At 73.6% G+C, this 24,631-nt stretch carries 25 protein-coding genes and 1 tRNA gene; 13 read left to right on the top strand and 13 right to left on the bottom strand.

From position 1 onward, the window contains the following. Positions 1 to 37 precede the first annotated feature (37 nt). Positions 38 to 949 carry an MBL fold metallo-hydrolase gene (locus ABFY03_RS08500; protein ID WP_346169603.1) on the bottom strand — a complete coding sequence of 304 codons (912 nt, stop codon included), beginning with the start codon at positions 947 to 949 and terminating at the stop codon, positions 38 to 40. 150 nt (positions 950 to 1,099) lie between these two features. Here ABFY03_RS08500 and ABFY03_RS08495 point away from each other — a divergent pair, with 150 nt between their 5' ends. Further along, positions 1,100 to 2,029 (top strand): NADP-dependent oxidoreductase, encoded by a 930-nt coding sequence (locus ABFY03_RS08495; protein ID WP_346169602.1) that lies wholly within the window; start codon positions 1,100 to 1,102, stop codon positions 2,027 to 2,029. A 153-nt stretch (positions 2,030 to 2,182) separates the two neighbouring features. On the opposite strand, the gene ABFY03_RS08490 is transcribed toward ABFY03_RS08495, so the two are convergent. From ABFY03_RS08490 to ABFY03_RS08470, 5 genes are read right to left on the bottom strand one after another with little or no spacing between them, the layout of a single operon-like run. Beyond that, a complete protein-coding gene (locus ABFY03_RS08490; RefSeq protein WP_346169601.1) occupies positions 2,183 to 2,512 on the bottom strand; it encodes a DUF202 domain-containing protein in 330 nt (109 codons plus the stop codon). After that, positions 2,512 to 2,904 carry a YidH family protein gene (locus tag ABFY03_RS08485; protein ID WP_346169600.1) on the bottom strand — a complete coding sequence of 131 codons (393 nt, stop codon included), beginning with the start codon at positions 2,902 to 2,904 and terminating at the stop codon, positions 2,512 to 2,514. The genes ABFY03_RS08490 and ABFY03_RS08485 overlap by 1 nt, the downstream gene beginning before the upstream one ends. Before the next feature lie 22 nt (positions 2,905 to 2,926). Then, positions 2,927 to 3,454, bottom strand: a complete 528-nt coding sequence (locus ABFY03_RS08480; protein WP_346169599.1) for an NUDIX hydrolase — start codon at positions 3,452 to 3,454, stop codon at positions 2,927 to 2,929. Between the two features lie 30 nt (positions 3,455 to 3,484). Next, a complete protein-coding gene (locus ABFY03_RS08475) occupies positions 3,485 to 4,249 on the bottom strand; it encodes a glucose 1-dehydrogenase (protein WP_319013177.1) in 765 nt (254 codons plus the stop codon). 29 nt (positions 4,250 to 4,278) lie between these two features. Next, the gene (locus ABFY03_RS08470) at positions 4,279 to 4,908 is read right to left on the bottom strand and encodes a TetR/AcrR family transcriptional regulator (protein WP_346169598.1); all 630 of its coding nucleotides are present in this window, start codon (positions 4,906 to 4,908) and stop codon (positions 4,279 to 4,281) included. Between the two features lie 95 nt (positions 4,909 to 5,003). Here ABFY03_RS08470 and ABFY03_RS08465 point away from each other — a divergent pair, with 95 nt between their 5' ends. Further along, on the top strand, positions 5,004 to 6,659 hold the full coding sequence (locus ABFY03_RS08465; RefSeq protein ID WP_346169597.1) for an FAD-binding dehydrogenase: 1,656 nt from the start codon (positions 5,004 to 5,006) through the stop codon (positions 6,657 to 6,659). Positions 6,660 to 6,885: 226 nt separating this feature from the next. Beyond that, on the top strand, positions 6,886 to 7,770 hold the full coding sequence (locus tag ABFY03_RS08460; RefSeq protein ID WP_346169596.1) for a TIGR03619 family F420-dependent LLM class oxidoreductase: 885 nt from the start codon (positions 6,886 to 6,888) through the stop codon (positions 7,768 to 7,770). Positions 7,771 to 7,832: 62 nt separating this feature from the next. Here the strand turns inward: ABFY03_RS08460 and ABFY03_RS08455 are convergent, their stop codons facing one another. Together ABFY03_RS08455 and ABFY03_RS08450 are read right to left on the bottom strand one after the other, a co-directional pair. After that, positions 7,833 to 9,245, bottom strand: a complete 1,413-nt coding sequence (locus ABFY03_RS08455; protein ID WP_319013150.1) for a GntP family permease — start codon at positions 9,243 to 9,245, stop codon at positions 7,833 to 7,835. Positions 9,246 to 9,283: 38 nt separating this feature from the next. Beyond that, on the bottom strand, positions 9,284 to 9,811 hold the full coding sequence (locus tag ABFY03_RS08450; RefSeq protein ID WP_319013151.1) for a gluconokinase: 528 nt from the start codon (positions 9,809 to 9,811) through the stop codon (positions 9,284 to 9,286). Positions 9,812 to 9,982: 171 nt separating this feature from the next. On the opposite strand from ABFY03_RS08450, the gene ABFY03_RS08445 reads away from it, so the two are divergent. The 4 genes from ABFY03_RS08445 to ABFY03_RS08430 all read left to right on the top strand — a co-directional run bounded on the left by ABFY03_RS08445 (position 9,983) and on the right by ABFY03_RS08430 (position 14,161). Next, a complete protein-coding gene (locus ABFY03_RS08445) occupies positions 9,983 to 10,684 on the top strand; it encodes a FadR/GntR family transcriptional regulator (protein ID WP_319013152.1) in 702 nt (233 codons plus the stop codon). A gap of 181 nt (positions 10,685 to 10,865) precedes the next feature. Further along, positions 10,866 to 12,317 carry an amino acid permease gene (locus ABFY03_RS08440; RefSeq protein WP_346169595.1) on the top strand — a complete coding sequence of 484 codons (1,452 nt, stop codon included), beginning with the start codon at positions 10,866 to 10,868 and terminating at the stop codon, positions 12,315 to 12,317. A 129-nt stretch (positions 12,318 to 12,446) separates the two neighbouring features. Next, complete coding sequence (locus ABFY03_RS08435; RefSeq protein ID WP_319013154.1) at positions 12,447 to 13,532, top strand: S-(hydroxymethyl)mycothiol dehydrogenase; 1,086 nt, start codon at positions 12,447 to 12,449, stop codon at positions 13,530 to 13,532. Next, the gene (locus ABFY03_RS08430) at positions 13,532 to 14,161 is read left to right on the top strand and encodes an MBL fold metallo-hydrolase (protein WP_346169594.1); all 630 of its coding nucleotides are present in this window, start codon (positions 13,532 to 13,534) and stop codon (positions 14,159 to 14,161) included. The genes ABFY03_RS08435 and ABFY03_RS08430 overlap by 1 nt, the downstream gene beginning before the upstream one ends. Here ABFY03_RS08430 and ABFY03_RS08425 read toward each other — a convergent pair. Together ABFY03_RS08425 and ABFY03_RS08420 are read right to left on the bottom strand one after the other, a co-directional pair. Further along, complete coding sequence (locus tag ABFY03_RS08425; RefSeq protein WP_319013156.1) at positions 14,148 to 15,071, bottom strand: RluA family pseudouridine synthase; 924 nt, start codon at positions 15,069 to 15,071, stop codon at positions 14,148 to 14,150. The genes ABFY03_RS08430 and ABFY03_RS08425 overlap by 14 nt on opposite strands. 72 nt (positions 15,072 to 15,143) lie before the next feature. Continuing rightward, positions 15,144 to 15,231 (bottom strand) — tRNA-Leu (locus tag ABFY03_RS08420). Between the two features lie 241 nt (positions 15,232 to 15,472). Here ABFY03_RS08420 and ABFY03_RS08415 point away from each other — a divergent pair. The 3 genes from ABFY03_RS08415 to ABFY03_RS08405 all read left to right on the top strand — a co-directional run bounded on the left by ABFY03_RS08415 (position 15,473) and on the right by ABFY03_RS08405 (position 18,185). Beyond that, a complete protein-coding gene (locus ABFY03_RS08415; RefSeq protein ID WP_319013157.1) occupies positions 15,473 to 16,798 on the top strand; it encodes a M20/M25/M40 family metallo-hydrolase in 1,326 nt (441 codons plus the stop codon). A 150-nt stretch (positions 16,799 to 16,948) separates the two neighbouring features. Continuing rightward, the gene (gene chpH / locus ABFY03_RS08410; RefSeq protein ID WP_015032475.1) at positions 16,949 to 17,182 is read left to right on the top strand and encodes a chaplin ChpH; all 234 of its coding nucleotides are present in this window, start codon (positions 16,949 to 16,951) and stop codon (positions 17,180 to 17,182) included. A gap of 154 nt (positions 17,183 to 17,336) precedes the next feature. Continuing rightward, positions 17,337 to 18,185, top strand: coding sequence for a chaplin (locus tag ABFY03_RS08405; RefSeq protein WP_319013158.1), 849 nt, complete (start codon positions 17,337 to 17,339; stop codon positions 18,183 to 18,185). Between the two features lie 58 nt (positions 18,186 to 18,243). On the opposite strand, the gene ABFY03_RS08400 is transcribed toward ABFY03_RS08405, so the two are convergent. Then, positions 18,244 to 18,432, bottom strand: a complete 189-nt coding sequence (locus ABFY03_RS08400) for a DUF5703 family protein (protein ID WP_319013159.1) — start codon at positions 18,430 to 18,432, stop codon at positions 18,244 to 18,246. 48 nt (positions 18,433 to 18,480) lie between these two features. On the opposite strand from ABFY03_RS08400, the gene ABFY03_RS08395 reads away from it, so the two are divergent. Then, positions 18,481 to 19,158: a hypothetical protein gene (locus tag ABFY03_RS08395; protein ID WP_346169593.1), complete on the top strand. Its 678-nt coding sequence runs from the start codon at positions 18,481 to 18,483 to the stop codon at positions 19,156 to 19,158. 79 nt (positions 19,159 to 19,237) lie between these two features. Here ABFY03_RS08395 and ABFY03_RS08390 read toward each other — a convergent pair whose 3' ends face one another. Both ABFY03_RS08390 and ABFY03_RS08385 read right to left on the bottom strand, forming a co-directional pair. Next, a complete protein-coding gene (locus ABFY03_RS08390) occupies positions 19,238 to 21,394 on the bottom strand; it encodes a helix-hairpin-helix domain-containing protein (RefSeq protein WP_346169592.1) in 2,157 nt (718 codons plus the stop codon). Continuing rightward, the gene (locus ABFY03_RS08385; protein WP_319013162.1) at positions 21,391 to 22,368 is read right to left on the bottom strand and encodes an aldo/keto reductase; all 978 of its coding nucleotides are present in this window, start codon (positions 22,366 to 22,368) and stop codon (positions 21,391 to 21,393) included. The genes ABFY03_RS08390 and ABFY03_RS08385 overlap by 4 nt, the downstream gene beginning before the upstream one ends. Positions 22,369 to 22,521: 153 nt before the next feature. On the opposite strand from ABFY03_RS08385, the gene ABFY03_RS08380 reads away from it, so the two are divergent. Together ABFY03_RS08380 and ABFY03_RS08375 are read left to right on the top strand one after the other, a co-directional pair. Beyond that, positions 22,522 to 23,571 carry an LLM class F420-dependent oxidoreductase gene (locus ABFY03_RS08380; RefSeq protein ID WP_319013163.1) on the top strand — a complete coding sequence of 350 codons (1,050 nt, stop codon included), beginning with the start codon at positions 22,522 to 22,524 and terminating at the stop codon, positions 23,569 to 23,571. Positions 23,572 to 23,834: 263 nt separating this feature from the next. Continuing rightward, positions 23,835 to 24,620: a ferritin-like domain-containing protein gene (locus ABFY03_RS08375; RefSeq protein WP_319013164.1), complete on the top strand. Its 786-nt coding sequence runs from the start codon at positions 23,835 to 23,837 to the stop codon at positions 24,618 to 24,620. Positions 24,621 to 24,631 lie beyond the last annotated feature (11 nt).

Raw genomic sequence — 24,631 nt, 5'->3', positions numbered from 1 at the left:
GGCCCCCGCCGTCCGCACGTGGCCGCGTGCGGACCGGTCAGGCGTGGCAGGCCACCGGCACCCCGCCGTTCATCGCCGCCATGTCGCCGAAGACCGCCACCGGGTCGAGCGGGTGCCCCTCCGGAAGCCCGTCCAGCTCGGCGTACGCCCGGTGCAGGTTCGCCACGAGCCGCTCGCTCTCCCGCCACGCGGCGAACTCGCCCGGCTCGGCCCGGCGGGCGGTCTCCAGCGGCGGGTCCCCCTTCGCGTGCCCCTCGGCCGCCAGCTCCGCCACCCACCGCAGATAGCGTTCGGTGGCGTCGTAGGCGGCCGGGTCCGTCACCGGGCCGTGCCCCGGCACCACCCGCTCCGCGTCCAGCGACCGCAGCACGTCCAGCGCGCGCAGCGAGCCGGCCAGCGAGCCCATCGGCAGGAACGGCGTCCCGCCCTGGAAGACCAGGTCACCCGTGAAGACCACGCCCTGCTCCGGCAGGTGCACGATCGAGTCGCCGGTGGTGTGCGCCGGGCCCGGGTGCACCACCCGCACCTCGATCCCGCCGGCGTACACCGTCAGCCGGTCCCGGTACGTCACGTCGGGCGGCGTGATCTCGACCCGGCCGAAGTCCGTCCGCGGCCACAGCAGGTGCAGCTGGTGCCCGGCGCCCAGCTGCTCGGACCGGCAGTTCTCGTGCCCGATGATCCGGGCCTCGGGGCGGAAGACCCCGTTGCCGTAGGTGTGGTCCCCGTGGTGGTGGGTGTTCACGACGGTGCGCGGCAGCGGCAGCCCCGCGGCGAGCACCGCGTCGCGCAGCAGCAGGGCGCGCCGCTCGGTGGCCGTGGTGTCGACGAGCAGCGACTCGCCCGCGTCGCCGAGGAAACCGGCGTTGTTCAGGCACCAGCCGCCGTCGGGCTGGACGTAGGCGTGGACGTGCGGCGCGAGCGTGACCACGTACGGGTCGGTGGCAGGCACAGGGCTCCCCCCGGGAAGAAGATCGACGAACTGGGGGAAGCCTGCCACCGGCGGGCTCGCCCGGAGGCCGGATCCGCCGGATCGCTCGCGTCTGCCCCGCCTGCCCCGTCCGGCTTGCGGGACGCCCCGCCCCGGCCGAGGGTCGGTTCCATGAAGGCGATCAGCTACCGCCGGTACGGCGGCCCCGAGGTCCTGGAGTACGGCGAGCTGCCCGACCCGAAGGTGGGGCCCGACGAGGTCCTGGTCGAGGTCCGGGCGGCGGCGGTCAACCCGGTCGACTGGAAGGCGCAGGCCGGCTACCTCGACGGCATGATCGACGCGGTCTTCCCCGTCGTGCCGGGCTGGGACGTCTCCGGCGTCGTCGTCCGGCCCGGCGTCTCCGTCACCGAGTGGGCGGCGGGCGACGAGGTCATGGGGTACGTCCGGGAGGACGTCCTCTCCCACGGGACCTTCGCCGAGTACGTCGCCGCGCCCGTCCGCACCCTCGGCCGCAAGCCCCGCCGCTACTCCTTCGAGGAGGCCGCCGGGCTGCCGCTGGCCGGCCTCACCGCCTACCAGGCGCTGCACACCGCGCTCGCGGTGCGGCCGGGGGAGACCGTGCTGGTGCTCGCCGCGGCCGGCGGGGTCGGGTCGATGGCCGTGCAGATCGCCCGGCACCTCGGCTGCCGGGTCCTCGGCGCCGCCCGCGCCTCCGGCCGGGACCGGGTGTCGGAACTCGGCGCGGAGCCGGTCCTCTTCGACGAGGAGACCTTCGCGGGCCAGGTCCGCGAGCTCGCCCCGGACGGCGTGGACGCGGTCCTCGACACCCTCGGCGGCCCCTTCCTCCAGCACGCGGCGAAGCTGCGCGCCCCCGGCGGCCGGCTCGCCTCCATCGCCGACGGCGAGGTCCTGGCCCTCGGCGGCCTCTACTACTGGGTCCGCCCCGACGCCGCCGACCTGAACGCGCTGGCCGACCTCGCCGACGAGGGCGTCCTGGACGTCCGGGTGGCGAAGACCTTCCCGCTCGAAAGGGCGGCCGACGCCCAGCGCGCCAACGCCGAGGGCGGCCTCCAGGGCAAGGTCGTGGTCACGGTCCCGTAGCGGCCGGCGGCCGCGGCCTGACTGGATTTTGGATCCAGGATCCGAGCTCCTGGATCCAGGGCCCGCGCTCCGGGAACCAGGATCCGAGCTCGTGGATCCAGGATCCAAGCCGCCGGATCCGGGATCCGCCATCCCAGCTCCACGACTCCACGATCACCAGATCAGCGCCGCCCCGCACACCGCCAGCGCCACCGTGCACCCCGCCGCCAGCAGCGCGCCCCGGGCCGACAGGACCCGCGGCCGGGCGGTGTCCAGGGCGCGGATGCGCCGGTGGGCGACGGCCAGGAAGCCGATCCACAGCAGCGCGGCGAGGGCCAGACCGGCCACCCCCGCCGCCGTGGCGTCGTCCATCAGGGCCAGCTTGACGCCGAGCACGGCCACGACCGTCCACGACAGCGTCGTCCGCCGCCAGGCGAGCCGGGTGCGCTCCGGCTGGAGCCCGGGATCGCGGGCGGTCCCGTCCCCGGGCGCGGGACCGGCCACTAGCCGGCCCGGCCGACGACCACGAGCACCACCATCGCGACCGCGACCACCGCCACGGTGAGGCTCAGGACGGCGGGGAAGCGGGAGACGGGCAGGTCCTCGCCGCGGCGCATGGCCCGCTCGCAGCGGATCCAGTGGTTCACCGCGCGCAGGGCGCACAGCACGCCGGCGGCGAGCAGCGCGAGCGCGAGCCCGACCCGGACCGCCCAGCGCAGGTCCGGCAGGAACTGGTCGACGGCGAAGCCGCCGCCGATGAGCGCGAGCGCCGTCCGGATCCAGGCGAGGAAGGTCCGCTCGTTGGCGAGGGAGAAGCGGTAGTCGGGGGTCTCGCCCTCGTCCCGGATCCGCCGCGGCGCGAACCACAGCCGCAGGCTCTGTACGAATCGGCTCACCCCGGCACCCTAACGGCCCCCGCTACCGGTCCCCGTCCGCCACCAGGCGTTCGTACGCGGCGAGCCCGTCCGGCACCCACTCCCAGGCGCCGGGCGCACCGGGCAGCCGCTCCCGCAGCTCCTCGGCGGTCAGGAAGGCGTGCCAGGCGACCTCCTCCGGCTGCGGCCGCACCGGCAGGTCGCAGCGGACGTCGTACACGGACGACCACCACTTCCCGGCGACGCCGCCGGAGTCGTACAGGAACGAGAAGAGGAACGCGGGCCGGGGGAGGCCGGAGACGCCCAGCTCCTCCTCGGCCTCGCGCAGCGCCGCGTCGTCGTAGGACTCGCCGGCGCCGACGACCCCGCCGACGAACAGGTCGTACATCGAGGGGAAGACCAGCTTCGTCGGGGTCCTGCGGTGGACGAAGACGCGTCCCTCGGCGTCCCGCACCCGGACGAAGACGCAGCGGTGGATCAGACCCCGCGCGTACACCTCGCCGCGCGGGGCCCGGCCGATCACCCGGTCCTGCTCGTCGACGACGTCCAGTACCTCATCGGAAGCGCTCATGCGCCCATCCAAGCACCGCGCCGCCGGGGTTCACTGCCCCATGACGTACTTGACCGTCGGGCCGGTGGTCCAGCCGCCGTCCACGGCGAGCTCGGCGCCCGTCACGTACGAGGCCGCGTCCGAGAGCAGGAAGACGACCGCGCCGGCGATCTCGTCGGCCTCGCCGACCCGGCCCATCGGCGTGTTCGGGTACATGCCCTCGCCCCGCTGGATGCCGACGGAGGCGGTCATCGGGGTGTAGGTCATGCCCGGGTGGACCGAGTTGACCCGGATCCGCGCGGTGCCGAGCTCCACCGCGCCGATCTTCGTCAGCCCGCGCACGCCCCACTTGGAGGCGCCGTAGCCCGCGGTCAGCGCGAGGCCCATCAGGCCCGCCGCCGAGGAGATGTTGACGATGGAGCCGCCGCCGGCCTCCCGCATCGCCGGGATCGCCGCCTTCATGCCGATGAAGACGCCGGTGAGGTTGATGTCGAGGACCTTGCGGAAGTGCTCGACGCTCTCGGTCTCCAGGAGGGCGCCGGTGGAGATGCCGGCGTTGTTCACCAGGCCGTGCAGTCCGCCGAACTCGGCGACGGCGTACGCCACGGCGGCCGCCCACTCCTCCTCGGAGGTCACGTCGTGGTGGAGGAAGCGGGCGCGCTCGCCCAGGCTCGCGGCGGTCGCCGCGCCGTCCTCGTCGAGGACGTCGGTGACGACCACGTTCGCGCCGGCGGCGACGGCCTGGCGGGCCGCCTCGGCGCCCAGGCCGCGGGCGCCGCCGGTGATGAGGACGGTCTTGCCGGTGAGGTCGTTCATGGAGGGTCCCTTCGGGGTGGTGCTTCGCATCAGAGGCTCCGGGGCCGTGCGGCCCGGAGCAGCGCGGTGGTGGTCTCGACGAGGTCGGCGAGGAAGAGCGCTTCGCCGGTGAGCGGCTCCGTCCCGTCGAGGTACTGCCGGGCCCGGTCGGCGAGCGCCGCGCCGACCACCGTGAGGGCCAGGTCGAGGCGCTCCAGGAGCAGCGGTTCGGGCAGCCCGTCGGCGGCCAGCCGGGCGGCGATCCGCTCGATCAGCGCCCAGTAGGCGGTGCCGGCCAGGGTGGGGTGCGGGGTGCGGGCGCGGACCCCGCTCTCGTGGCTGAGCTGCGCGGAGACGCGCAGGCAGCGGCGGCCGCGCTCGGTGCGCAGCTCGCTGGCCTCGGCCGTGACGAGGGCGGTGACCAGCCCGTGGACGTCAGCCTCGGGGTCGTACGCGAGGTCGACGAGCACCTGCTCGGTGCGGGCCAGCCGGCCGGCCATGACCGCGTCGAGGAGTCCGGCGCGGGAGCCGAAGTGGTACTGCACGGCGGAGGGGTTGGCCTGCCCGGCCAGCCTGGTGATGTCCCGCAGCTGGGCGTTGTCGACGCCCTGGGCGGCGAAGAGCTCCTCCGCCGCGTGGATCAGCTTCGCCCGGGTCTCGGGTCCTGACGTCCTTGCCATGCCCCCCATATTAATGCTCGACATTAGAAAACGGGAGGGCCTCCCTCCGGCCCGAGAGGTTGACTCGATACATCCGTGTATCCAAGATGCGGTCCATGTCCTACGACGCCGATGTGATCGTGATCGGGGCCGGCCTCGCCGGCCTCGTCGCCACCGCCGAACTGGTCGACGCCGGCCGGTCCGTGATCCTCCTGGACCAGGAGCCCGAACAGTCCCTCGGCGGCCAGGCCCACTGGTCCTTCGGCGGGCTCTTCCTCGTCGACTCGCCCGAACAGCGCCGGCTCCGCATCAAGGACAGCCACGCGCTCGCCCTCCAGGACTGGATGGGCACCGCGGGCTTCGACCGCCCCGAGGACGACTGGGCCCGCCGCTGGGCGGAGGCGTACGTGGACTTCGCCGCCGGCGAGAAGCGCTCCTGGCTGCACGCGCGCGGGGTCCGCTTCTTCCCCGTGGTCGGCTGGGCCGAGCGCGGCGGCTACGACGCCAACGGGCACGGCAACTCCGTCCCCCGCTTCCACATCACCTGGGGTACGGGACCCGGCCTCGTCGCCCCCTTCGAGCGCAGGGTCCGCGAGGGCGCCGCCCGGGGCCGCGTCACCTTCCGCTTCCGCCACCGCGTCACCGCCCTCGGCCGCACCGACGGCACCGTCGACACCGTCTCCGGCGAGATCCTGGAGCCCTCGGACGCCGCGCGCGGCACCGCCAGCACCCGGACCGCCACGGGCTCCTTCGAGCTGCGCGCCCAGGCGGTGATCGTCACCACCGGCGGCATCGGCGGCAACCACGACCTGGTCCGCGCCCAGTGGCCCGCCCGCCTCGGCACCCCGCCCGAGAAGCTGCTCTCCGGCGTCCCGGCCCACGTCGACGGCCTGATGCTCGGCATCGCGGAGAAGGCCGGCGCCCGGCACGTCAACCGCGACCGGATGTGGCACTACACGGAGGGCATCGAGAACTGGAACCCGATCTGGGCCCGGCACGGCATCCGCATCCTGCCCGGCCCCTCCTCGCTCTGGCTGGACGCCACCGGCAAGCGGCTCCCGGTGCCGCTCTTCCCCGGCTTCGACACCCTCGGCACCCTCGAACACATCATGCGGACCGGCCACGACCACACCTGGTTCGTCCTCGACAAGCGGATCATCGGCAAGGAGTTCGCCCTCTCCGGCTCCGAACAGAACCCCGACCTCACCGGCAAGTCCGTCCGCGACGTCCTCGGCCGGGCCCGCGCCGACGTCCCCGGCCCCGTCCAGGCGTTCATGGACAAGGGCGCCGACTTCGTCGTCGAGGACGACCTGCCGGCCCTCGTCCGCGGCATGAACCGGATCACCGGCGAGGACCTCGTGGACGAGGCCGTCCTGCGCCACGAAATCACCGCCCGCGACCGCGAGATCGCCAACCCCTTCACCAAGGACCTCCAGATCACCGCGATCCGCGGCGCCCGCAGCTACCTCGGCGACCGTCTGATCAGGACCGCCGCCCCGCACCGCATCCTCGACCCGAAGGCCGGCCCGCTGATCGCCGTCCGCCTCAACATCCTCACCCGCAAGTCCCTCGGCGGCCTGCAGACCGACCTCTCCTCCCGGGTCCTCACCGAGACCGGCGAACCCCTCCCCGGCCTGTACGCGGCGGGGGAGGCCGCCGGCTTCGGCGGCGGCGGCGTCCACGGCTACCGCTCCCTCGAAGGCACCTTCCTCGGCGGCTGCGTCTTCTCCGGCCGCGCGGCGGGCAGGGCGGCCGCCGCGGCGACGGCGTAGGCGTCCGGCCGGCAGCCCGGCCCCGCCACACGCGCGTACGACCGCCACCCCGCACGCGCGTACGACCCCCACCCCGCACGCGCGCGTACGACGGTCCCCGCGACGCACCCACGCACGCGCGCGTCCGCAGTCCCCGCCACGCGCCACCGCGCGCACGCGCGCGTGGCGGGGGTCACACGCCGAACCCTTCGTGTCGCGGGCCGCCGCGCCGCCCAGGATGAGGCCCATGGAGATAGGCATCGCACTGCCCCAGTACGGCACCCATGCCCGCGCCGACCGCATCGCGGACTTCGCGCGGGACGCCGAGGAGGCCGGCTTCGACTCGTTCTGGGTCGGCGACCGCGTCCTGACCCCGGTGGCCCCCGGCGACCTCTATCCGGGGCACACGCCGGAGAACCCGTACCCCCACCAGTACAAGACCTTCCTCGACCCGCTGACGGTGCTCACCGTCGCCGCCGGCGCGACCGTCCGCGCCCGGCTCGGCACGAGCACCCTCAACGGTCCCTGGTACCCGCCGGCCCTGCTCGCCCGCTCCCTCACCTCCCTCGACCAGGTCAGCGGCGGACGCCTCGACGTCGGCCTCGGCCTCGGCTGGCTGCGCGACGAGTACACGGCCGTCGGCGCCGACTTCGGCCGGCGCGGCGCCCTCCTCGACGAACTGCTCGACGTCCTGCACGCCGTCTGGACCCGGGAGGAGGTCGGCCACCAGGGGCCCCGCTGGACGATCCCCGCCGCGTACGTCGGCCTCCGCCCGGTCCAGCCCGCCGGACCGCCCGTGCTCCTCGGCGGCTTCAGCCCCGCCGCCCTGCGCCGGGTCGGCCGCCGGGCCGCCGGCTGGGCCGGCGCCGTCCTGCCGCCCGGAGCGGCCGAGGGCCTGTGGGACGTGGCGCGCCGCGCCGCCGACGAGGCCGGCCGCGACCCCGACGCGCTGCGTCGGCAGATCCGCTGCAACCCCGCCCCCGGCGCCACGGCGGACGGGATCGCCGCGGTCCTCCAGGGAGTGCGCGACACCGGCGCCGACGGCTGCTTCGTCGACCTCCAGCAGTCCGTCGACTCGCCGGACGAGGCCCTGGAGCTCGGGGCGAGGGTCCTGCGCCTGCTGCGCGGCTGAGCACGCCGGAGGGCCCCGGACCTCCACGAGGAGATCCGGGGCCCTCCGGCCCGCCACCAGTGCTACAACACCAGCGACAGCAGCAGCACGAACACCAGGCCGACCACCGAGATGATGGTCTCCATCACCGACCAGGTCTTGATCGTCTGGCCGACGTTCATGCCGAAGTACTCCTTCACCAGCCAGAAACCGGCGTCGTTGACGTGGCTGAAGAAGAGCGAACCGGCACCGATCGCCAGCACCAGGAGCGCCGTCTCGCTGGTGGACATGCCCGCGGCGAGCGGGGCCACCAGACCGGCCGCCGAGATCGTCGCGACCGTCGCGGAGCCCGTCGCGAGCCGGATCGCGACCGCGATCAGCCAGGCGAGGAGCAGGGCCGGGATCGACCAGTCCTTCGAGAAGTCCAGGATCATCTGGCCGACGCCCAGGTCGATCAGCGTCTGCTTGAAGCCGCCGCCGGCGCCGACGATCAGCAGCACGCCCGCGATCGGGGCGAGGGACTTGTCGACCGTCGAGGACAGCCGCTCCTTGGTGAAGCCGGCCGCCCGGCCCAGCGTGAACATGCCGACTATGACGGCGGCGAGCAGGGCGATCAGCGGCGAGCCGATGACGTCGGTGACCTTCTGCACGGCGTTCTCGGGGTCGTCGACCACGATGTCGACGAGCGCCTTCACCAGCATCAGGACGACCGGCAGCATCACCGTGGCGACCGTGACGCCGAAGCCGGGGCGCTTCTCCAGGTCCTCGGAGGGGCGCGTCGCCCCGTCAGAGGAGTTCAGCATGTGCTCGGGCGCCGGGACGTCCACCCAGCGGGCCGCGTACTTCGAGAAGACCGGGCCCGCGATGATCACGGTCGGGATCGCGACGACCAGGCCGAGGGCGAGGGTGACGCCCAGGTTGGCGCCCACCGCGTCGATCGCGACGAGCGGGCCGGGGTGCGGCGGGATCAGCCCGTGCATCACGGACAGGCCGGCCAGGGCGGGGATGCCGATCCGCATCAGGGAGTAGTTGCCGCGCTTGGCGACCATGAGCACCACCGGGATCAGCAGCACGATGCCGACCTCGAAGAAGAGCGGCAGGCCGATCACCGAGGCGATCAGGACCATCGCCCACGGCATGGACCGCTTGCTCGCCTTCGCGAGGATCGTGTCGACGATCTGGTCGGCGCCGCCCGAGTCGGCGAGCAGCTTGCCGAGGATGGCGCCGAGCGCGATGAGCACGCCCACGCCGGCCACGGTGTTGCCGAGCCCGGTGCTGAACGCCTTGATGGTGTCCGCGAGCGGGGCGCCGGCGAACGCGCCGAGCGCGAGCGACCCGATGGTCAGCGCGAGGAACGCGTGCAGCTTGAACTTGGTGATGAGCAGGACGATGACGGCGATGCCGGCGAGAACGGCGATGCCCAGCTGGGCGTTGCCGGCCGAGGTGATCGGCTCGACGGCATCCGCTGCCAGGGTCTCGACGCTGAGACTGGTCACGGTGGTGTCCTTCGTACGGGCAGGTGGGGGAGGGGAGGTCAGCCGGCGAGCCGCCGCAGCGCGGCGACGGCCCGGTCGGTGATCTCCTCGGGGGTGCCGGACACGTCGACGGCGACGCCGGCCTCGTCGTCCTGCAGCGGCTGCAGGGTGGCGAACTGGGAGTCGAGCAGCGCGGTGGGCATGAAATGGCCCCTGCGGGAGGCCATCCGCGCCTCGATCAGCTCCCGGTCGCCGGTCAGATGGAGGAAGACGACCCCGGGGGCGGCCGCACGCAGCCGGTCCCGGTAGATCCGCTTCAGCGCGGAGCTGCTCACCACGCCGCCGCGCCCGGCCCGGTCGTGCGCCCAGGCGCCGATGGCGTCGAGCCACGGCTCCCGGTCGGCGTCGTCGAGCGGGACGCCGGCCGACATCTTGGCCACGTTCGCCGCCGGGTGGAAGTCGTCCCCCTCCGCGTAGGGGAGGCCGAGGGCCCGGGCGACCAGCGGACCGATCGTCGTCTTGCCGGTCCCGGCGACGCCCATGACGACGACGACCGGGTGGGCGGCGGTGTGGGGGGTGGTGCTCATGAGGGGTGCCTCGCTGTCCTCTTCGACATCGGTGCCGTCTTCCGCGACATCGGTTCCGTCGCGCTGTCATGAAACCCATTGAGTACGACGTATTCAAGAGCCTGTGACATAAAAGTCGTACTTTTAATTCCCGATGTGATCACCGGACGGCGCCCGCATAGGCTGAGCCCCATGACGACATCGGCCCAGGGGCTCCACTCGCACGTGCTCGCCACCCTGGGTCTGGCCATCACCGCGGGGGAGTACCCGCCCGGCACCGTGCTGCGCACCGACGAGCTCGCCCAGGGCTTCGACGTCTCCCGCACCGTCGTCCGCGAGGTCGTCCGCGTCCTGGAGTCCATGCACCTGGTGGAGTCGCGCCGCCGGGTCGGCGTCACGGTGCTGCCCACCGAGAGCTGGAACGTCTACGACCCCCAGGTCATCCGCTGGCGGCTGGCCGGCGCCGACCGCCCCCGCCAGCTCCGCTCCCTCACCGTGCTGCGCTCCGCCGTCGAGCCCGTCGCGGCCGGCCTCGCCGCCCTCCACGCCACCCCGGCCCAGTGCCGCGAGCTCACCGAGCAGGCCCTCGGCATGGTCGCGACCTCGCGCGGCCGGCAGCTGGAGGCGTACCTCGTCCACGACATCGCCTTCCACCGGGTCGTCCTCAACGCCTCCGGCAACGAGATGTTCGCCCGCCTCGGCGACGTCGTCGCCGAGGTCCTCACCGGCCGCACCCACCACCACGTGATGTTCGAGGACCCCGACCCGGCCGCCGTCACCCTCCACGTTCAGGTCGCGGAGGCCGTGCGCGAGCGGGACGCGGCCCGCGCGGAGGCGCTGACCCGGGAGATCGCCGTCGGCGCGCTCAAGGAACTGGACGTCCTGGCTCCGTAGCGTCCGGTTAACCCGCACGTAACCTCTGAACTAGCTCAAATCCGGGCGTTCAGTGACAGCGGTCACAGTCAGCGAGCGGGTGTTGCCGTGAGGATGTGCGCTGGCCATGCCAGGGCGACCCCCACGAGGGCACGGCCGGGTACCGCACAGCCCCCTCCCCCTCACGAAGGCGAACAACTCCATGACTGACCGCGTCACCGCGGCCGAGCCGCTGTCCGCCGCCGGCTCCACGGCGTCCCCCCACATCGACGCCGGCGACGCCGGATACCGCAAGGACCTCAAGTCCCGGCACATCAACATGATCGCCATCGGCGGCGCCATCGGCACGGGGCTCTTCCTCGGCGCCGGCGGCCGGATGGCCAGCGCCGGCCCCTCGCTCTTCATCGCGTACGCGGTCTGCGGCGTCTTCGCCTTCTTCGTGGTCCGGGCCCTCGGCGAGCTGGTGCTCTACCGCCCGTCCTCCGGCGCGTTCGTCTCCTACGCCCGCGAGTTCATGGGCGAGAAGGGCGCCTACACGGCCGGCTGGCTCTACTTCCTCAACTGGTCGACCACCGCCGTCGCCGACATCACCGCCGCGGCCACCTACGCCCACTTCTGGTCGCTGTTCAGCGACATCCCGCAGTGGGTGCTCGCCCTGATCGCCCTCGCGGTCGTCCTCGCCGCCAACCTCATCTCGGTGAAGTACTTCGGCGAGATGGAGTTCTGGTTCGCGATCGTCAAGGTCGCCGCGCTCGTCGCCTTCATGCTCGTCGGCATCTTCCTCGTCGTGACCTCGCACGACGTCGGCGGCTCCACCCCGGGCCTGGCCAACATCACCGACAACGGCGGCATCTTCCCCAACGGCATGATGCCGATGCTCCTGCTCATCCAGGGCGTCGTCTTCGCCTACGCCTCCGTCGAGCTCTGCGGCGTCGCCGCCGGCGAGACCGAGAACCCCGAGAAGATCATGCCGAAGGCGATCAACTCGATCATGTGGCGCGTCGGCCTCTTCTACGTCGGCTCCGTCGTCCTGCTCGCACTGATCCTCCCGTACACCGCCTACTCGGGCGACCAGAGCCCCTTCGTCACCGTCTTCGACAAGCTGGGCATCCCCGGCGCCGCCGGCGTGATGAACCTCGTCGTCCTCACCGCGGCCCTCTCCAGCCTCAACTCGGGCCTGTACTCCACCGGCCGCATCCTGCGCTCGATGTCGATGGCCGGCTCCGCGCCGAAGTTCACCGGCGTCATGAACAAGGGCGGCGTCCCCTACGGCGGCATCCTGCTCACCGCCGGCTTCGGCGTCGTCGGCGTGCTCCTCAACGCCAAGATGCCCGAGGACGCCTTCGAGCTGGTCCTCAACTTCGCCTCCATCGGCATCATCGGCACCTGGGCCATGATCATGGTCTGCTCGCTGCTCTTCGTCCGCAGCGCCAGGCAGGGCAAGCTCAGCCGCCCCGCCTACCGGCTGCCCTGGGCCCCCTACACCCAGATCGTGACCCTGGTCTTCCTCGGCTCCGTCCTCGTCCTCATGTGGATGGACGGCGGCATCGGCCGCACCACCGTGAACTGCCTGCCGCTGATCGGCGCGGCCCTCGTCGGCGGCTGGTTCCTGGTCCGCCGCCGGGTCCGCGAGACCTCCGGCGCGCAGGACTGACCCCCCTCGACTCCCCCCACGGGAGCGGTGGACCCCCGCAGGCACGGCCTGCGGGGGTCTCGCCTTTTATCAGGAGATAGTGGTACGCAGGAGGCTTACAAGATCCTCTCGGCCGAAGGGAAGTCAGCGATGCCACAGCACGTGCGGGGGGTCATCGCCCCCGGTCGGAACGAGCCGGTGCGGATCGAGACGATCGTCGTCCCCGATCCGGGCCCCGGCGAGGCCGTCGTCCGGGTCCAGGCGTGCGGCGTCTGCCACACCGACCTCCACTACAAGCAGGGCGGGATCAACGACGACTTCCCCTTCCTGCTCGGCCACGAGGCCGCCGGCGTCGTCGAGTCGGTCGGCGAGGGCGTCACCGACGTCGCCCCCGGCGACTACGTGATCCTCAACTGGCGGGCCGTCTGCGGCCAGTGCCGCGCCTGCCGCCGCGGCCGCCCCTGGTACTGCTTCGACACCCACAACGCGCGGCAGAGGATGACCCTGCTCGACGGCACGGAGCTCTCCCCGGCCCTCGGCATCGGCGCCTTCGCCGAGAAGACCCTCGTCGCCGCGGGCCAGTGCACCAAGGTCGACCCGGCCGTCGCCCCCGAGATCGCCGGCCTCCTCGGCTGTGGCGTGATGGCCGGCATCGGCGCCGCGATCAACACCGGCAACGTCTCCCGCGGCGACACCGTCGCCGTCATCGGCTGCGGAGGCGTCGGCGACGCCGCGGTCGTCGGCGCCCGCCTCGCCGGCGCCGCGAAGATCATCGCCGTCGACATCGACGAGCGGAAACTGGCCAAGGCGAAGGAGATGGGCGCCACCCACACCGTCGACTCCCGCACCGCCGACCCCGTCGAGGCGATCCGCGAACTCACCGGCGGCTTCGGCGCCGACGTCGTGATCGAGGCCGTCGGCCGCCCGGAGACGTACCGGCAGGCGTTCTACGCCCGCGACCTGGCCGGCACCGTCGTCCTCGTCGGCGTCCCCACCCCCGAGATGAAGCTGGAACTGCCGCTCCTCGACGTCTTCGGCCGCGGCGGCTCCCTCAAGTCCTCCTGGTACGGCGACTGCCTGCCGTCCCGCGACTTCCCCATGCTCATCGACCTGCACCGGCAGGGCCGCATCGACCTCGGCGCCTTCGTCACCGAGACCATCGCCCTCGACGACGTCGAGAAGGCGTTCGCCCGCATGCACGAGGGCGACGTCCTCCGCTCGGTGGTGGTGCTGTGATGACCGCCCGCGTCGACCACCTGGTCACCTCCGGCACCTTCAGCCTCGACGGCGGCACCTGGGACGTCGACAACAACGTCTGGATCGTCGGCGACGACGACGAGGCCATCGTCATCGACGCCGCCCACGACGCCGACGCCGTGCTCGCCGCCCTCGACGGCCGCACCCTGCGCGCCATCGTCTGCACCCACGCCCACGACGACCACGTCGGCGCCGCCCCCGCGCTCGCCGCCGCCACCGGCGCCCGCATCCTGCTCCACCCCGCCGACCAGCCGCTGTGGAAGCTCACCCACCCCGACCACACCCCCGACGGCGAACTCGCCGACGGCCAGGTCCTCACCATCGCGGGCACCGACCTGAAGGTCCTCCACACCCCCGGCCACGCCCCCGGAGCGGTCTGCCTGTACGCCCCCGACCTGGGCACCGTCTTCACCGGCGACACCCTCTTCCAGGGCGGCCCCGGCGCCACCGGCCGGTCCTTCTCCGACTTCCCCACGATCATCGAGTCGATCCGGGAGAAGCTCCTCACCCTCCCGCCCGAGACGGTCGTCCGCACCGGCCACGGCGACTCGACCACCATCGGAGCCGAGGCCCCGCACCTGGGGGAGTGGCTCGTCAGGGGCCACTGAGCGAGAGGCGGCTCTCGAACCGCCTCTCCTCGCCCGTGACCGGGTCGGTGAACTCCAGCGACCGCGCCAGCAGCCGCAGCGGCCGCCGGTAGTCCTCCGGCCCGTCCTCACGCACCACCGGATAGAGCGGATCGTCCAGGATCGGCAGCCCCAGCGCGTTCATGTGCACCCGCAGCTGGTGCGTCTTCCCGGTCTCCGGCACCAGCCGGTACCGCCCGAGCCCGTCGCGGTGCGCCACCAGCTCGATCCGGCTCACCGCGTTCGGCTCGCCCGGCACCTCCCGCGCGGCGAGCACCCCCCGCTCCTTCTCGATCCGGCTCCGCACCGTCACCGGCAGCGCCACCCCCGGGTCGTACGGCGCCACCGCCTCGTACTCCTTGCGCACCCGCCGCTCCTTGAACAGCAGCTGGTACGCCCCCCGGTCCTCGGGCCGCACCACGAACAGCACGAGACCCGCCGTCAGCCGGTCGAGCCGGTGCGCCGGCTGGAGCGCGGGCAGCCCGAGCCCGGCCCGCAGCCGCGCCACCGCCGTCTCCGTCACATGGCGCCCGCGCGGCGTCGTCGCCAGGAAGTGCGGCTTGTCCGCGACCAGGATCCGGTCGTCCCGGTGGACCACCCCGATCTCGAACGGCACCCGCTCCTCGGCGGCGAGGTCCCGGTGGAACCACAGCCACCGCCCCGGCTCGTACGGCTCCGAGGCCGTGGCCGCCCGCCCGTCGGCCCCGACGAACCGCCCCGCGTCCAGCATCGCGCCGACCCGCTCCGCGCCGACCGCCGTCCCGTACCGCCCGAGCAGATACGCCCCGACGGTCGGCCAGGCGCCCTCCGGATCCTCCGGCAGCCGGAGCCGTACCGGATCGATCCCGTCCCGCTGCGGCAGCGGCGCGGCCGGCACCCTCTTCCTCCGCACCGCTCCGCCTCTCGTCCTCTGCGTCCGGAACACGAGAAAGTCCCGGTCGAGAGACTCGACCGGGACTTTCCTTGGTGTCCGAGGGGGGACTTGAACCCCCACGCCCGATAAAGGGCACTAGCACCTCAAGCTAGCGCGTCTGCCATTCCGCCACCCGGACAGGGTGTGTGTCTCGCGGCCCTGGGCCGTTCCGACGAGGAAAACCATAGCAAACATTCGGGGTGGCCGATCACCACCCCCTCACCCGCCCCACCGGCCCCGTCCGCCCCGCCGGAGACCCCGTCTCGGCATGTGTCGGGGGTGTGTCGGCCGGTGGACGCCTTGCGCCCCCGGGGCTGGGGCGCGGCAGGATGGGGGCGACCACCAGCAGACCTGTGGGGCACGTCGTGGGAGGAAGCAGCGTGAGCGAGTCGAACACCGGCCGGACCGTCTCGGGTGAGGACGAGGTCGTCGACCTCTGCCGGGACCTCATCCGCATCGACACCAGCAACTACGGCGACCACTCCGGCCCCGGCGAGCGGGCCGCCGCCGAGTACGTCGCCGAGAAGCTCGCCGAGGTGGGCCTCGACCCGAAGATCATCGAGTCGCACAAGGGCCGCGCCTCCACCGTCGCCCGCATCGAGGGCGAGGACCCCTCCCGGCCCGCCCTGCTCATCCACGGGCACACCGACGTCGTCCCGGCCAACGCCGAGGACTGGACCCACCACCCCTTCTCCGGCGAGGTCGCCGACGGCTGCGTCTGGGGCCGCGGCGCCGTCGACATGAAGGACATGGACGCGATGACCCTCGCGGTCGTCCGCGACCGGCTGCGCAGCGGCCGCAAGCCCCCGCGCGACATCGTCCTCGCCTTCCTGGCCGACGAGGAGGCCGGCGGTACCTACGGCGCCCGCCACCTGGTCGACAAGCACCGCGGTCTCTTCGACGGCGTCACCGAGGCGATCGGCGAGGTCGGCGGCTTCTCCTTCACCGTCAACGAGAACCTGCGCCTCTACCTGGTCGAGACCGCCCAGAAGGGCATGCACTGGATGCGGCTCACCGTCGAGGGCACGGCCGGCCACGGCTCCATGACCAACTCGGACAACGCGATCACCGAGCTGTGCGAGGCCGTCGGACGGCTCGGCCGCCACCAGTGGCCGGTCCGTGTCACCAAGACCGTCCGCAGCTTCCTCGACGAGCTGTCCGACGCCCTCGGCACCCCGCTCGACCCCGAGGACATGGACGGCACCCTGGCCAAGCTGGGCGGCATCGCCAAGATGGTCGGCGCCACCCTGCGCAACTCCGCCGCCCCCACCATGCTCGGCGCCGGCTACAAGGTGAACGTCATCCCCGGCCAGGCCACCGCCCACGTCGACGGCCGCTTCCTGCCCGGCTACGAGGAGGAGTTCCTGGCCGACCTCGACCGGATCCTCGGCCCCAAGGTGAAGCGCGAGGACGTGCACGGCGACAAGGCCCTGGAGACCAGCTTCGACGGCGCCCTCGTCGACGCCATGCAGCTGGCCCTGCGCGCCGAGGACCCGATCGCCCGTGCCGTCCCGTACATGCTCTCCGGCGGCACCGACGCCAAGTCCTTCGACGACCTCGGCATCCGCTGCTTCGGCTTCGCCCCGCTCCAGCTGCCGCCGGAGCTGGACTTCGCCGGCATGTTCCACGGCGTGGACGAGCGCGTCCCCGTCGACGGCCTGAAGTTCGGCGTCCGCGTCCTGGACCGGTTCATCGACGCCTGCTGACCCCGCCCCGCCGGGCGCGCGAATTCGGCCGCCCGTTTGAGTCTGCCCGGAAAGAGTGAATGCACCCGAGGGCTCGTAGCCCCCACCCTTCCCCCTCGTTACAGGTGATGCGGTCCGCGGCTGGGACCGCATTGTCAACTAGGAGGAATAATGATCAAGAAGGTCGTCGCTGCTGCGGCTGCCACCGGCGGTCTGGTTCTCGCAGGCGCGGGCATGGCCGTCGCCGACGCGGGTGCCCAGGGTGCGGCCATCGGCTCCCCCGGTGTCCTCTCGGGCAACGTCGTGCAGGTCCCGGTTCACGTTCCCGTGAACGTCTGCGGCAACACGGTCTCCGTGATCGGTCTGCTGAACCCCGCCTTCGGCAACACCTGCGTCAACGCCTGACGTTGTGCCCCGCCCCTTGAGGGCGTGAGCCGTCCGGCCCCGGAGTGCGTGCCATGCACTCCGGGGCCGGTGGCCATTCCGCCCCGGGCACGGGCCCGGCGGCCCCACTCCAAGCCGATCAGGCGGCATCGCCGAGAAGGCAGGTAAGCAAGCAATGCGACAGGTCACCCGCAAGACCCTCATCACCGTCGCGGCGGCCGGAGGCGTCTTCGCGCTCGGCGGCGGCATCGCGCAGGCGGACTCCGGCGCGAGCGGCACCGCCGCGAACTCGCCCGGCATCGCGTCCGGCAACTCCGTGCAGGTCCCGGTCCACGCCCCGGTCAACGCGTGCGGCAACACCGTGAACGTCGTCGGGGTGCTCAACCCGGCGATGGGCAACTCCTGCGCGAACATCCCCGCGCAGTCCGGTCCCGGTGCCTCCGGCGACGCGACCGCGAGCGACTCCCCGGGGGTGGCCTCCGGCAACACCGTCGTGGTGCCGGTGGACGTGCCGGTGAACGCGTGCGGCAACAGCGTCACGGGCATCGGCCTCGGCAACGCCGCCGCGGGCAACGACTGCGCCAACACCGAGAACCCCGACACCGGCTACGGCGAGGAGGAGCCCGGCGGCTACGGCGAGGAGCCGGGCGGTTACGGCGAGGAGCCCGAGACCCCCGGTACGCCGGGCACGCCGGGTACGCCCGGGACCCCGGGCACGCCGGGAACGCCGGGTACGCCCGGGACACCGGGCACCCCTGGTACGCCGGGTACGCCCGGGACACCGGGCACCCCCGGTACGCCGGGGACTCCCGGGACTCCGGGCACGCCCGGCACCCCCGGTGTGCCGCCGAGCTCCGACGGTGGCTCGAACCACCCCGGCCCGCAGCTCACCCCGCCCCCGGCCGCGCCGCACGAGCTTGCCGAGACCGGGTCCTCCGCGCCTCTCGGCGTGATCGTCCCGGCCGCGGCGGGCATGCTCCTCGCCGGCTCGCTGGTCTACCGCCGCTCCCGCCGCGGCGCCTGAGCCGCACCGGCCGGAACGCGAAGGGGCCCCGCATCGCACGGGGCCCCTTTCGCGTTCCTCACCAGGTGGCGCGGATCTGACGGATGATCCGCCTCTTCAGCCGCACTCTGCGGCTGCCGTCCCGGCGCAGGGTGAGTCGGTCCAACTCCCAGTGCCCGTACTCGGCATGGTCGGTCAGAAGCCGCGCGGTCTCCTTGCGGGAGACGCCACGCGGCACGTACACGTCGACAAATTCGTATTCCGGCATCGGTATCTATTGTGCGGGCACCGGCCCGGTACGGATAGCGTCTGTCCCATGTCTGATGCTGCGCAGCCCACCGCTGCCGAGGTACGTGCCGCCGCAGAGGCGGTCAAGACCGCACTGGACCGCCACCTCGCGGCGGTCGAACGCCGCACGGGGGACGACGACACCGGCGTGTACGAGGCGTTCAACGCCCTCGCCACGGCCGCCGAGGCCTATGACGAGCTCCTCTACGACCGCTACGACGAGGTGACCCCCTTCGAGATCCCCGGGGCCGACGACAAGCTGCCCCCGTACGCCGGACCCGACGAACCGCACGCCCTCAGCGTGCTGATCCGCCGCGACTACGCCGTGGCCGAGCCGCGCCGGCTCGTGGCCCAGGCACGGCGCGTCGCCGACCTCGACCACGACGAGGAGGGACCCCGCTCCACCGCCGCCGCGCTCGGCGTCCTCTTCGGGGAGTACGAACCCGACGAGATCGCCTCCCGGCACAAGGAGTTCGGCCTGGAGGAGGGCGACTCCACGCTCTGGGTCACCGCCGACGGAGAGCTCCCGGAGCCGGGGGAGTGGCTGGCCGCCCCCTTCGACCAGGCCGACCCGGAGCGGATCGTCTGCCGCTTCGACATCAGCTCCGTCTTCGACGACGAGGACGACGACGGCGAGGCCGCCGACGCCGACGAGGACGCGGAGGCGGAGGCGGCGGGCGCGGGGGAGGCCGGAGCCGCCCGCTGACACGCGCCGGGGAGGGCGCCGGAGGGCTGGGACATCGACGGTGACGTCCCAGCCCTCCGGCGTTCCGCCCCGGGGAGCCTCACTCCTCGCCGGGGACGGCGAGCAGGCCGGCCAGCAGCGGCCGCAGCCGGGTCGTCCGCGCCGGGGCGGGGACCTCGGCCACCGCCCGGGGCAGCGCCTGGTCCACGCCGTGCACCACCGACAGATGGCGCTCCGCCCGGCCGAAGGCCGTGTACACCCACGGCCGGCTCAGCCCCGGCGCCGCGTCGCCCGGCAGCACCACGACCACCGCGGGCCAGCGGCCGCCGGCCGCCTGGTGCGCGGTCAGCGCCCAGCCGTGCCGCAGCGCCGACTCCACCCGCTCCTTCGGCACGACGACCTCGCCCTCCGCGGTGCGCAGCCGCAGCCCGTCGGCGTCGGCCCCGAGGACCGTGCCCGACACCGTCCGCCCCGGCACCGGCGCGTACGCCACCCGGTCGCCCGGGTCGTAGCCGCCGAAGCGCCCGGGGCCCGGGTTCAGCCGCTGCTTCAGGGCCGCGTTCAGCGCGCGCGTGCCGGCCGAGCCGCCGTGGCCGACGGTGATCACCCGGGTCTGCTCGGGGCCAAGCCCGAAGGCGCGCGGCACCGATTCGGCGACCAGCTGGACCGTGCGGTGCACGGCCTCGCCGGCGTCCCGCACCGGGACGATGACGACCTCCTTGCCGGGGGCCTCGACCTGGTTCAGCTCGCCGATGCCGATGCCCGAGACCAGCTCGCCGATCGGCCCCGGGTCGGGGCGGCGGGAGACCACCCGGGGGCAGACCCGGGCCGCGAGTGCGTCCGCGAGGACCGCGCCGGGCCCGGCCGCCCCGAGGACGGCCGGGTCGCCGCTGAGGACCAGACGGCAGCCGTCCGGCAGGGCCTCGACGAGCATCGCGCCGGTCTCCACGTCCACCTGAGGGGCGTCCAGCACCACCAGCAGGTCCAGGGCGAGCAGGCCTTCCTCGTCGCGGCCCGGTCCGGCCGTCCCGGACAGCAGGGCGGCGAGCGGCACCGCCGTCCCGGCGGCCCGCTCCTCCTCGCTCAGCCGCTCCGCGTCGTGCACCGTGACCAGGACGCGCAGCCCGCGCTCCCGGGCCGCGGCGGCCAGTGCCAGCGGCTCGGCGCGGGAGGCCTCGCCGCCGGTGTGCAGCACCAGACCGTGGCCGCCGACGGCCCGCTCCAGCTCCTCGCCGTCCCACTCCTCGGCGGTGACGGTCCGCACCAGCCGGGCCAGGCCGTCCGCGAGGCTCTCCTCGGCCAGCGCGTACCGGTCGAGACCGAGCAGCGGGGGCTCCGACGGGCCCTCCTCCGGCCCCGCGGTGTCCTCGTCCTCCGCGGCCTCCTCCGGCGCGCCGTCCGCCGGGCCGTCCTCCTCCTGGAAGACCAGGACGGCGCCCTCGGAGATCGCGGTCTCGACGGCCTTCTCCGGGGCCGGGACCTGGTGCCGCGCGAGCCCTCCCCGCACCTCGTCCAGGGGGAGCGCGGTGTGGCCCTGGAGGGCGGCCCGGTCGAGCAGCCACACGGTCAGGGCGACGGCCCGGCGCGGATCGCCGGGCCCGCAGGCCCCGCCGAGCAGCGCCCGCGCGAAGCCGTCGGCCTGCTCCGGCCGCACACCGGCGACGGCCAGCAGCCGCCACGGGTCCTCGGTGAGCGCCTCGGCCGCCTGCTCGCCGAGCGCGGCGGCCACCGGGCCGGCCAGCGCCTCGGGCGCGCCGCCCCGGGCCAGCACCTCGCGGACCCCGGCCAGCGCCCCGGCCGTCGGGGCGGGCGGCGCCGCGGGGGCGGGCGGCCGGACGGTGGTCTCGGCCGGCCGGGCGGGGCGGGCCGGCTCGGGCGCCGGCTCGAAGAAGGCGCCGCCGGAGGCGGAACCGCCCTCCACGGCCCGCACGGCCGCCAGCAGGTCGGCGGCGGCCCCGCTCAGCTTGGCCCCGCTGGCCACGGGCCCGCCCTTCTCGGCCTTCCGCGCCTCGATCCGGGCCCGCAGCTCCCGCTGGGCCGCCAGCTCCGCCTGTGTCTCGCTCAGCTCCGGCGCCGCGCCCTCGGCACCCTCCGGGGTCCCCGCGGCAGCTGGGGTCTCGGGGGTCGTCTCCGGGGCCTCCGAGGGCTCGGACGTCTCGGCGTCCTCGGGGGTGCCGGGCGCGGCGGACGGCGCCACGTCCTCGTGGGCCAGGTCCTCGGACGCCTCGGGCGCGGTCTCGCCGGAAGGCTCGGTCACAAGGTGCTCCAGTCGTGATCCGGATAGCGGTGCACGGGCGCGGACACATCGTCCAAAGCCCGGCAGATCTCGTCAGGAAGACTAAGGCCCTCCACCGACAGCGCGGCCGTGAGCTGCCGTGCCGTGCGGGCGCCGACGATCGGGGCGGTCACCCCGGGCCGGTCCCTGACCCAGGCGAGCGCCACGTGCAGCGGGCTGGTCGCGAGCCCGTCGGCGGCGGTGCTGACCGCCTCCACGATCCGGCTCGCGGCCTCGTCCAGATACGGCTCCACGAACGGCGCCAGCGCCTCCGAGGCGCCCCGGGAGTCGGACGGGGTGCCGCCGCGGTACTTGCCGGTCAGTACGCCCCGGCCGAGCGGCGACGACGGCAGCAGGCCTATGCCGAGGTCGACCGCCGCGGGCAGCACCTCCCGCTCGACGCCCCGCTGGAGCAGCGAGTACTCCAGCTGGGCCCCGGCGAGCCGGGTCCGGTCGCCGGCCAGCTGCCACGTGCCGGCCTTGGCCAGCTGCCAGCCGCAGAAGTTCGCCACGCCCGCGTACCGCGCCCGCCCGCTGCGTACGGCGATGTCGAGCGCCTGGAGCGACTCCTCCAGCGGTGTGTACGGGTCGTAGGCGTGCAGCTGCCAGAGGTCCACGTGGTCCGTGCCGAGCCGGGCCAGGGAGGCGTCGAGCGCCGCGAGGAGGTGGCCGCGCGAGCCGTCGGTGCGCCGGTCCGGGTCGGGGACGCTGCCGGCCTTGGTGGACAGGACCAGGTCGCTCCGGGGGACGAGCCGCTCCATGAGCCGCCCGAGCAGATACTCCGCCTCGCCGCCGCCGTACACGTCGGCGGTGTCCACGAGCGTGCCGCCCGCGTCCCAGAACGCCTTCAGCTGCTCGCCGGCGTCGTGCTCGTCGGTGTCCCGCCCCCAGGTGAGCGTGCCGAGCCCGATGCGCGAGACGCGCAGGCCGGTACGTCCGAGATGCCTCTGCTCCATGGGCGGGACCTTACTGGCCGGGGCAGCGGGCGCAGAGACCCTGTGGACAGAACCTGTGGACGACGGCGTGGCGGCGGGCTCCTGACGGATGCGGGGGCGGCGCGCTAGAGTCCGGACCGAGAGACGTTACCGACGGGTAAGGGGTGCGTGGACATGCGGCTCGGCATCAACCTCGGCTACTGGGGCGCCGGCATGGACGGCGACAATCTGGCCGTGGCCCAGGAGGCCGACCGCCTCGGCTACGACGTGTGCTGGGCGGCGGAGGCGTACGGCTCGGACGCGCCGACCGTGCTCTCCTGGGTCGCCGCGAAGACGGAGCGGATCGACGTCGGGTCGGCGATCATGCAGATCCCGGCCCGCCAGCCCGCGATGACGGCGATGACCGCCGCCACCCTGGACTCGCTCTCCGGCGGCCGTTTCCGCCTCGGCCTCGGCGTCTCGGGGCCGCAGGTCTCCGAGGGCTGGTACGGCGTGAAGTTCGACAAGCCGCTCGCCCGCACCCGCGAGTACGTGGAGATCGTCCGCAAGGCGATGTCCCGCGAGCGCCTGACCCACGACGGCGAGCACTGGACGCTCCCGCTGCCCGGCGGCCCCGGCAAGCCGATCAAGCTGACCGTCCACCCGCAGCGCGAGCACATCCCGCTCTACATCGCCGCGATCGGCCCGAAGAACCTGGAGCAGACCGGCGAGATCGCCGACGGCGCCCTGCTGATCTTCCCCTCCGCCGAGCACCTGGAGGAGACCGCCCTGCGGCCGCTCCGGGCGGGCCGCGAGAAGGCCGGCCTGACCATGGACGGCTTCGACGTCTGCCCGACGCTGCCGCTCGCCCTCGGCGACGACGTCGACGCGCTGGCCGACGTCTTCCGCCCGTACACCGCCCTGTACGTGGGCGGCATGGGCAGCCGCAAGCAGAACTTCTACAACCAGCTCGCCCAGCGCATGGGGTACGAGAAGGAGGCCGCCGAGATCCAGGACAAGTACCTGGCCGGCGACAAGGCGGGCGCCGCGGCCGCCGTGCCCCGCACCCTGATCGACCAGACCGCCCTGCTCGGCACGGTCGACCGGATCGCGGACCGCATGACCGCCTACGCGGAGGCCGGTGTCACCACCCTGACCCTCGCTCCCGCCGGCTTCACCCTCGACGAGCGCCTCACCGCCCTGCGCGCCGGCGTCGACGCCCTGGAGCGCGCGGGTCTCGCCTAGCCGACGGCCGGAGAAGCGCACGCCGAGCGGTGCGGGCGTCGCCGTCGATGAAGAGGGATTCTGCGGCCGTGGTGGGGGCTCGGGGGTCTTCCCCGCCACGGCCGTCATGCCGTTCAACGCGCCACGGCGCCCCCGGTTACGGCCCCGCGGCTCACTCTTTCGGCGGATACCCCGGAGCCCTCCTGTTGCCCGCCGTCCCGGACCGCATTTGACTCGGTCTCCCGGACCCGCGGAGCGCGGACGTCCGCAGGGAGGTGGCAGCGATGCTCACGGCCAAGAGTGTGTTCCAGGAAATCATCGACGACGACGAGGCCTTCCGGCTCTTCTGCTCGATCGCCGCCAGCGGCGAGTCGCAGGGCGGCTGGGAGAACGCCCGGATCGCCGCACTCGTCGCGCCCGCCATGCGGGACCTCACCCCGAAGATCACCCGGCACGGCGCCGACGAGGACAAGCACGGCCGCATCTTCAACGCCCTCATGCGCAAACGCGGCCTCGAACCCGTCCCCGTCCCGCCGGACACCGACTACACGATGCTGCTGGAACAGCGCGGCATCGGCCTCGCCCACGACAAGCTCCGCCGCGACGAGCCGCTCACCGAGGAGGACGTCGTCGTCTACCTCGCCCACAGCCGGGTCACCGAGGAACGCGCCGCCGCCCAGATGCAGCTCCTGGTGAAGTACTTCGGCGACCACCCCGAACTCGGCAAGGCCATCCGCATGATCTGCAACGACGAGGACAACCACCTCGCCTACTGCCACGAGGAGCTGCTCCGGCTCGCCCGTGCCGGCCACGGCCGGCTGATCCAGCGCACCCTGCGCGAGTCGGCGCTCGCCGAGATCCAGGTCTACCGCGACGTCAGCCTCGCCGTCATGCGCCACATGGGCCGCATCCTGGAGTGGCCGAAGGCCAAGGGAGCGGTCCTCGCCGCCGGCATCCACGGCATGTACGCCTACGAGCGCGCGGCCGGCTGGCACCGCATGATCGGCCTGCGGATGCCCGAACGGCTCGACGCCCTCGGCGGCCCCGCCACCCCTGCCCCGGCCTTCTGACCGGGCCGGGC

Source organism: Streptomyces roseofulvus, from assembly GCF_039534915.1.
Taxonomy (GTDB): domain Bacteria; phylum Actinomycetota; class Actinomycetes; order Streptomycetales; family Streptomycetaceae; genus Streptomyces; species Streptomyces roseofulvus.
This window is presented reverse-complemented; position numbering and strand designations above follow the sequence as displayed.

Excerpts from the sequence above, each read along its gene's own strand:
- ABFY03_RS08495 (WP_346169602.1), top strand. The coding sequence starts at position 1,100 with ATGAAGGCGATCAGCTACCGCCGGTACGGCGGCCCCGAGGTCCTGGAG.
- ABFY03_RS08480 (WP_346169599.1), bottom strand. The coding sequence starts at position 3,454 with ATGAGCGCTTCCGATGAGGTACTGGACGTCGTCGACGAGCAGGACCGG.
- ABFY03_RS08475 (WP_319013177.1), bottom strand. The coding sequence starts at position 4,249 with ATGAACGACCTCACCGGCAAGACCGTCCTCATCACCGGCGGCGCCCGC.
- ABFY03_RS08470 (WP_346169598.1), bottom strand. The coding sequence starts at position 4,908 with ATGGCAAGGACGTCAGGACCCGAGACCCGGGCGAAGCTGATCCACGCG.
- ABFY03_RS08465 (WP_346169597.1), top strand. The coding sequence starts at position 5,004 with ATGTCCTACGACGCCGATGTGATCGTGATCGGGGCCGGCCTCGCCGGC.
- ABFY03_RS08460 (WP_346169596.1), top strand. The coding sequence starts at position 6,886 with ATGGAGATAGGCATCGCACTGCCCCAGTACGGCACCCATGCCCGCGCC.
- ABFY03_RS08450 (WP_319013151.1), bottom strand. The coding sequence starts at position 9,811 with ATGAGCACCACCCCCCACACCGCCGCCCACCCGGTCGTCGTCGTCATG.
- ABFY03_RS08445 (WP_319013152.1), top strand. The coding sequence starts at position 9,983 with ATGACGACATCGGCCCAGGGGCTCCACTCGCACGTGCTCGCCACCCTG.
- ABFY03_RS08440 (WP_346169595.1), top strand. The coding sequence starts at position 10,866 with ATGACTGACCGCGTCACCGCGGCCGAGCCGCTGTCCGCCGCCGGCTCC.
- ABFY03_RS08435 (WP_319013154.1), top strand. The coding sequence starts at position 12,447 with ATGCCACAGCACGTGCGGGGGGTCATCGCCCCCGGTCGGAACGAGCCG.
- ABFY03_RS08430 (WP_346169594.1), top strand. The coding sequence starts at position 13,532 with ATGACCGCCCGCGTCGACCACCTGGTCACCTCCGGCACCTTCAGCCTC.
- chpH (WP_015032475.1), top strand. The coding sequence starts at position 16,949 with ATGATCAAGAAGGTCGTCGCTGCTGCGGCTGCCACCGGCGGTCTGGTT.
- ABFY03_RS08405 (WP_319013158.1), top strand. The coding sequence starts at position 17,337 with ATGCGACAGGTCACCCGCAAGACCCTCATCACCGTCGCGGCGGCCGGA.
- ABFY03_RS08400 (WP_319013159.1), bottom strand. The coding sequence starts at position 18,432 with ATGCCGGAATACGAATTTGTCGACGTGTACGTGCCGCGTGGCGTCTCC.
- ABFY03_RS08395 (WP_346169593.1), top strand. The coding sequence starts at position 18,481 with ATGTCTGATGCTGCGCAGCCCACCGCTGCCGAGGTACGTGCCGCCGCA.
- ABFY03_RS08385 (WP_319013162.1), bottom strand. The coding sequence starts at position 22,368 with ATGGAGCAGAGGCATCTCGGACGTACCGGCCTGCGCGTCTCGCGCATC.
- ABFY03_RS08380 (WP_319013163.1), top strand. The coding sequence starts at position 22,522 with ATGCGGCTCGGCATCAACCTCGGCTACTGGGGCGCCGGCATGGACGGC.
- ABFY03_RS08375 (WP_319013164.1), top strand. The coding sequence starts at position 23,835 with ATGCTCACGGCCAAGAGTGTGTTCCAGGAAATCATCGACGACGACGAG.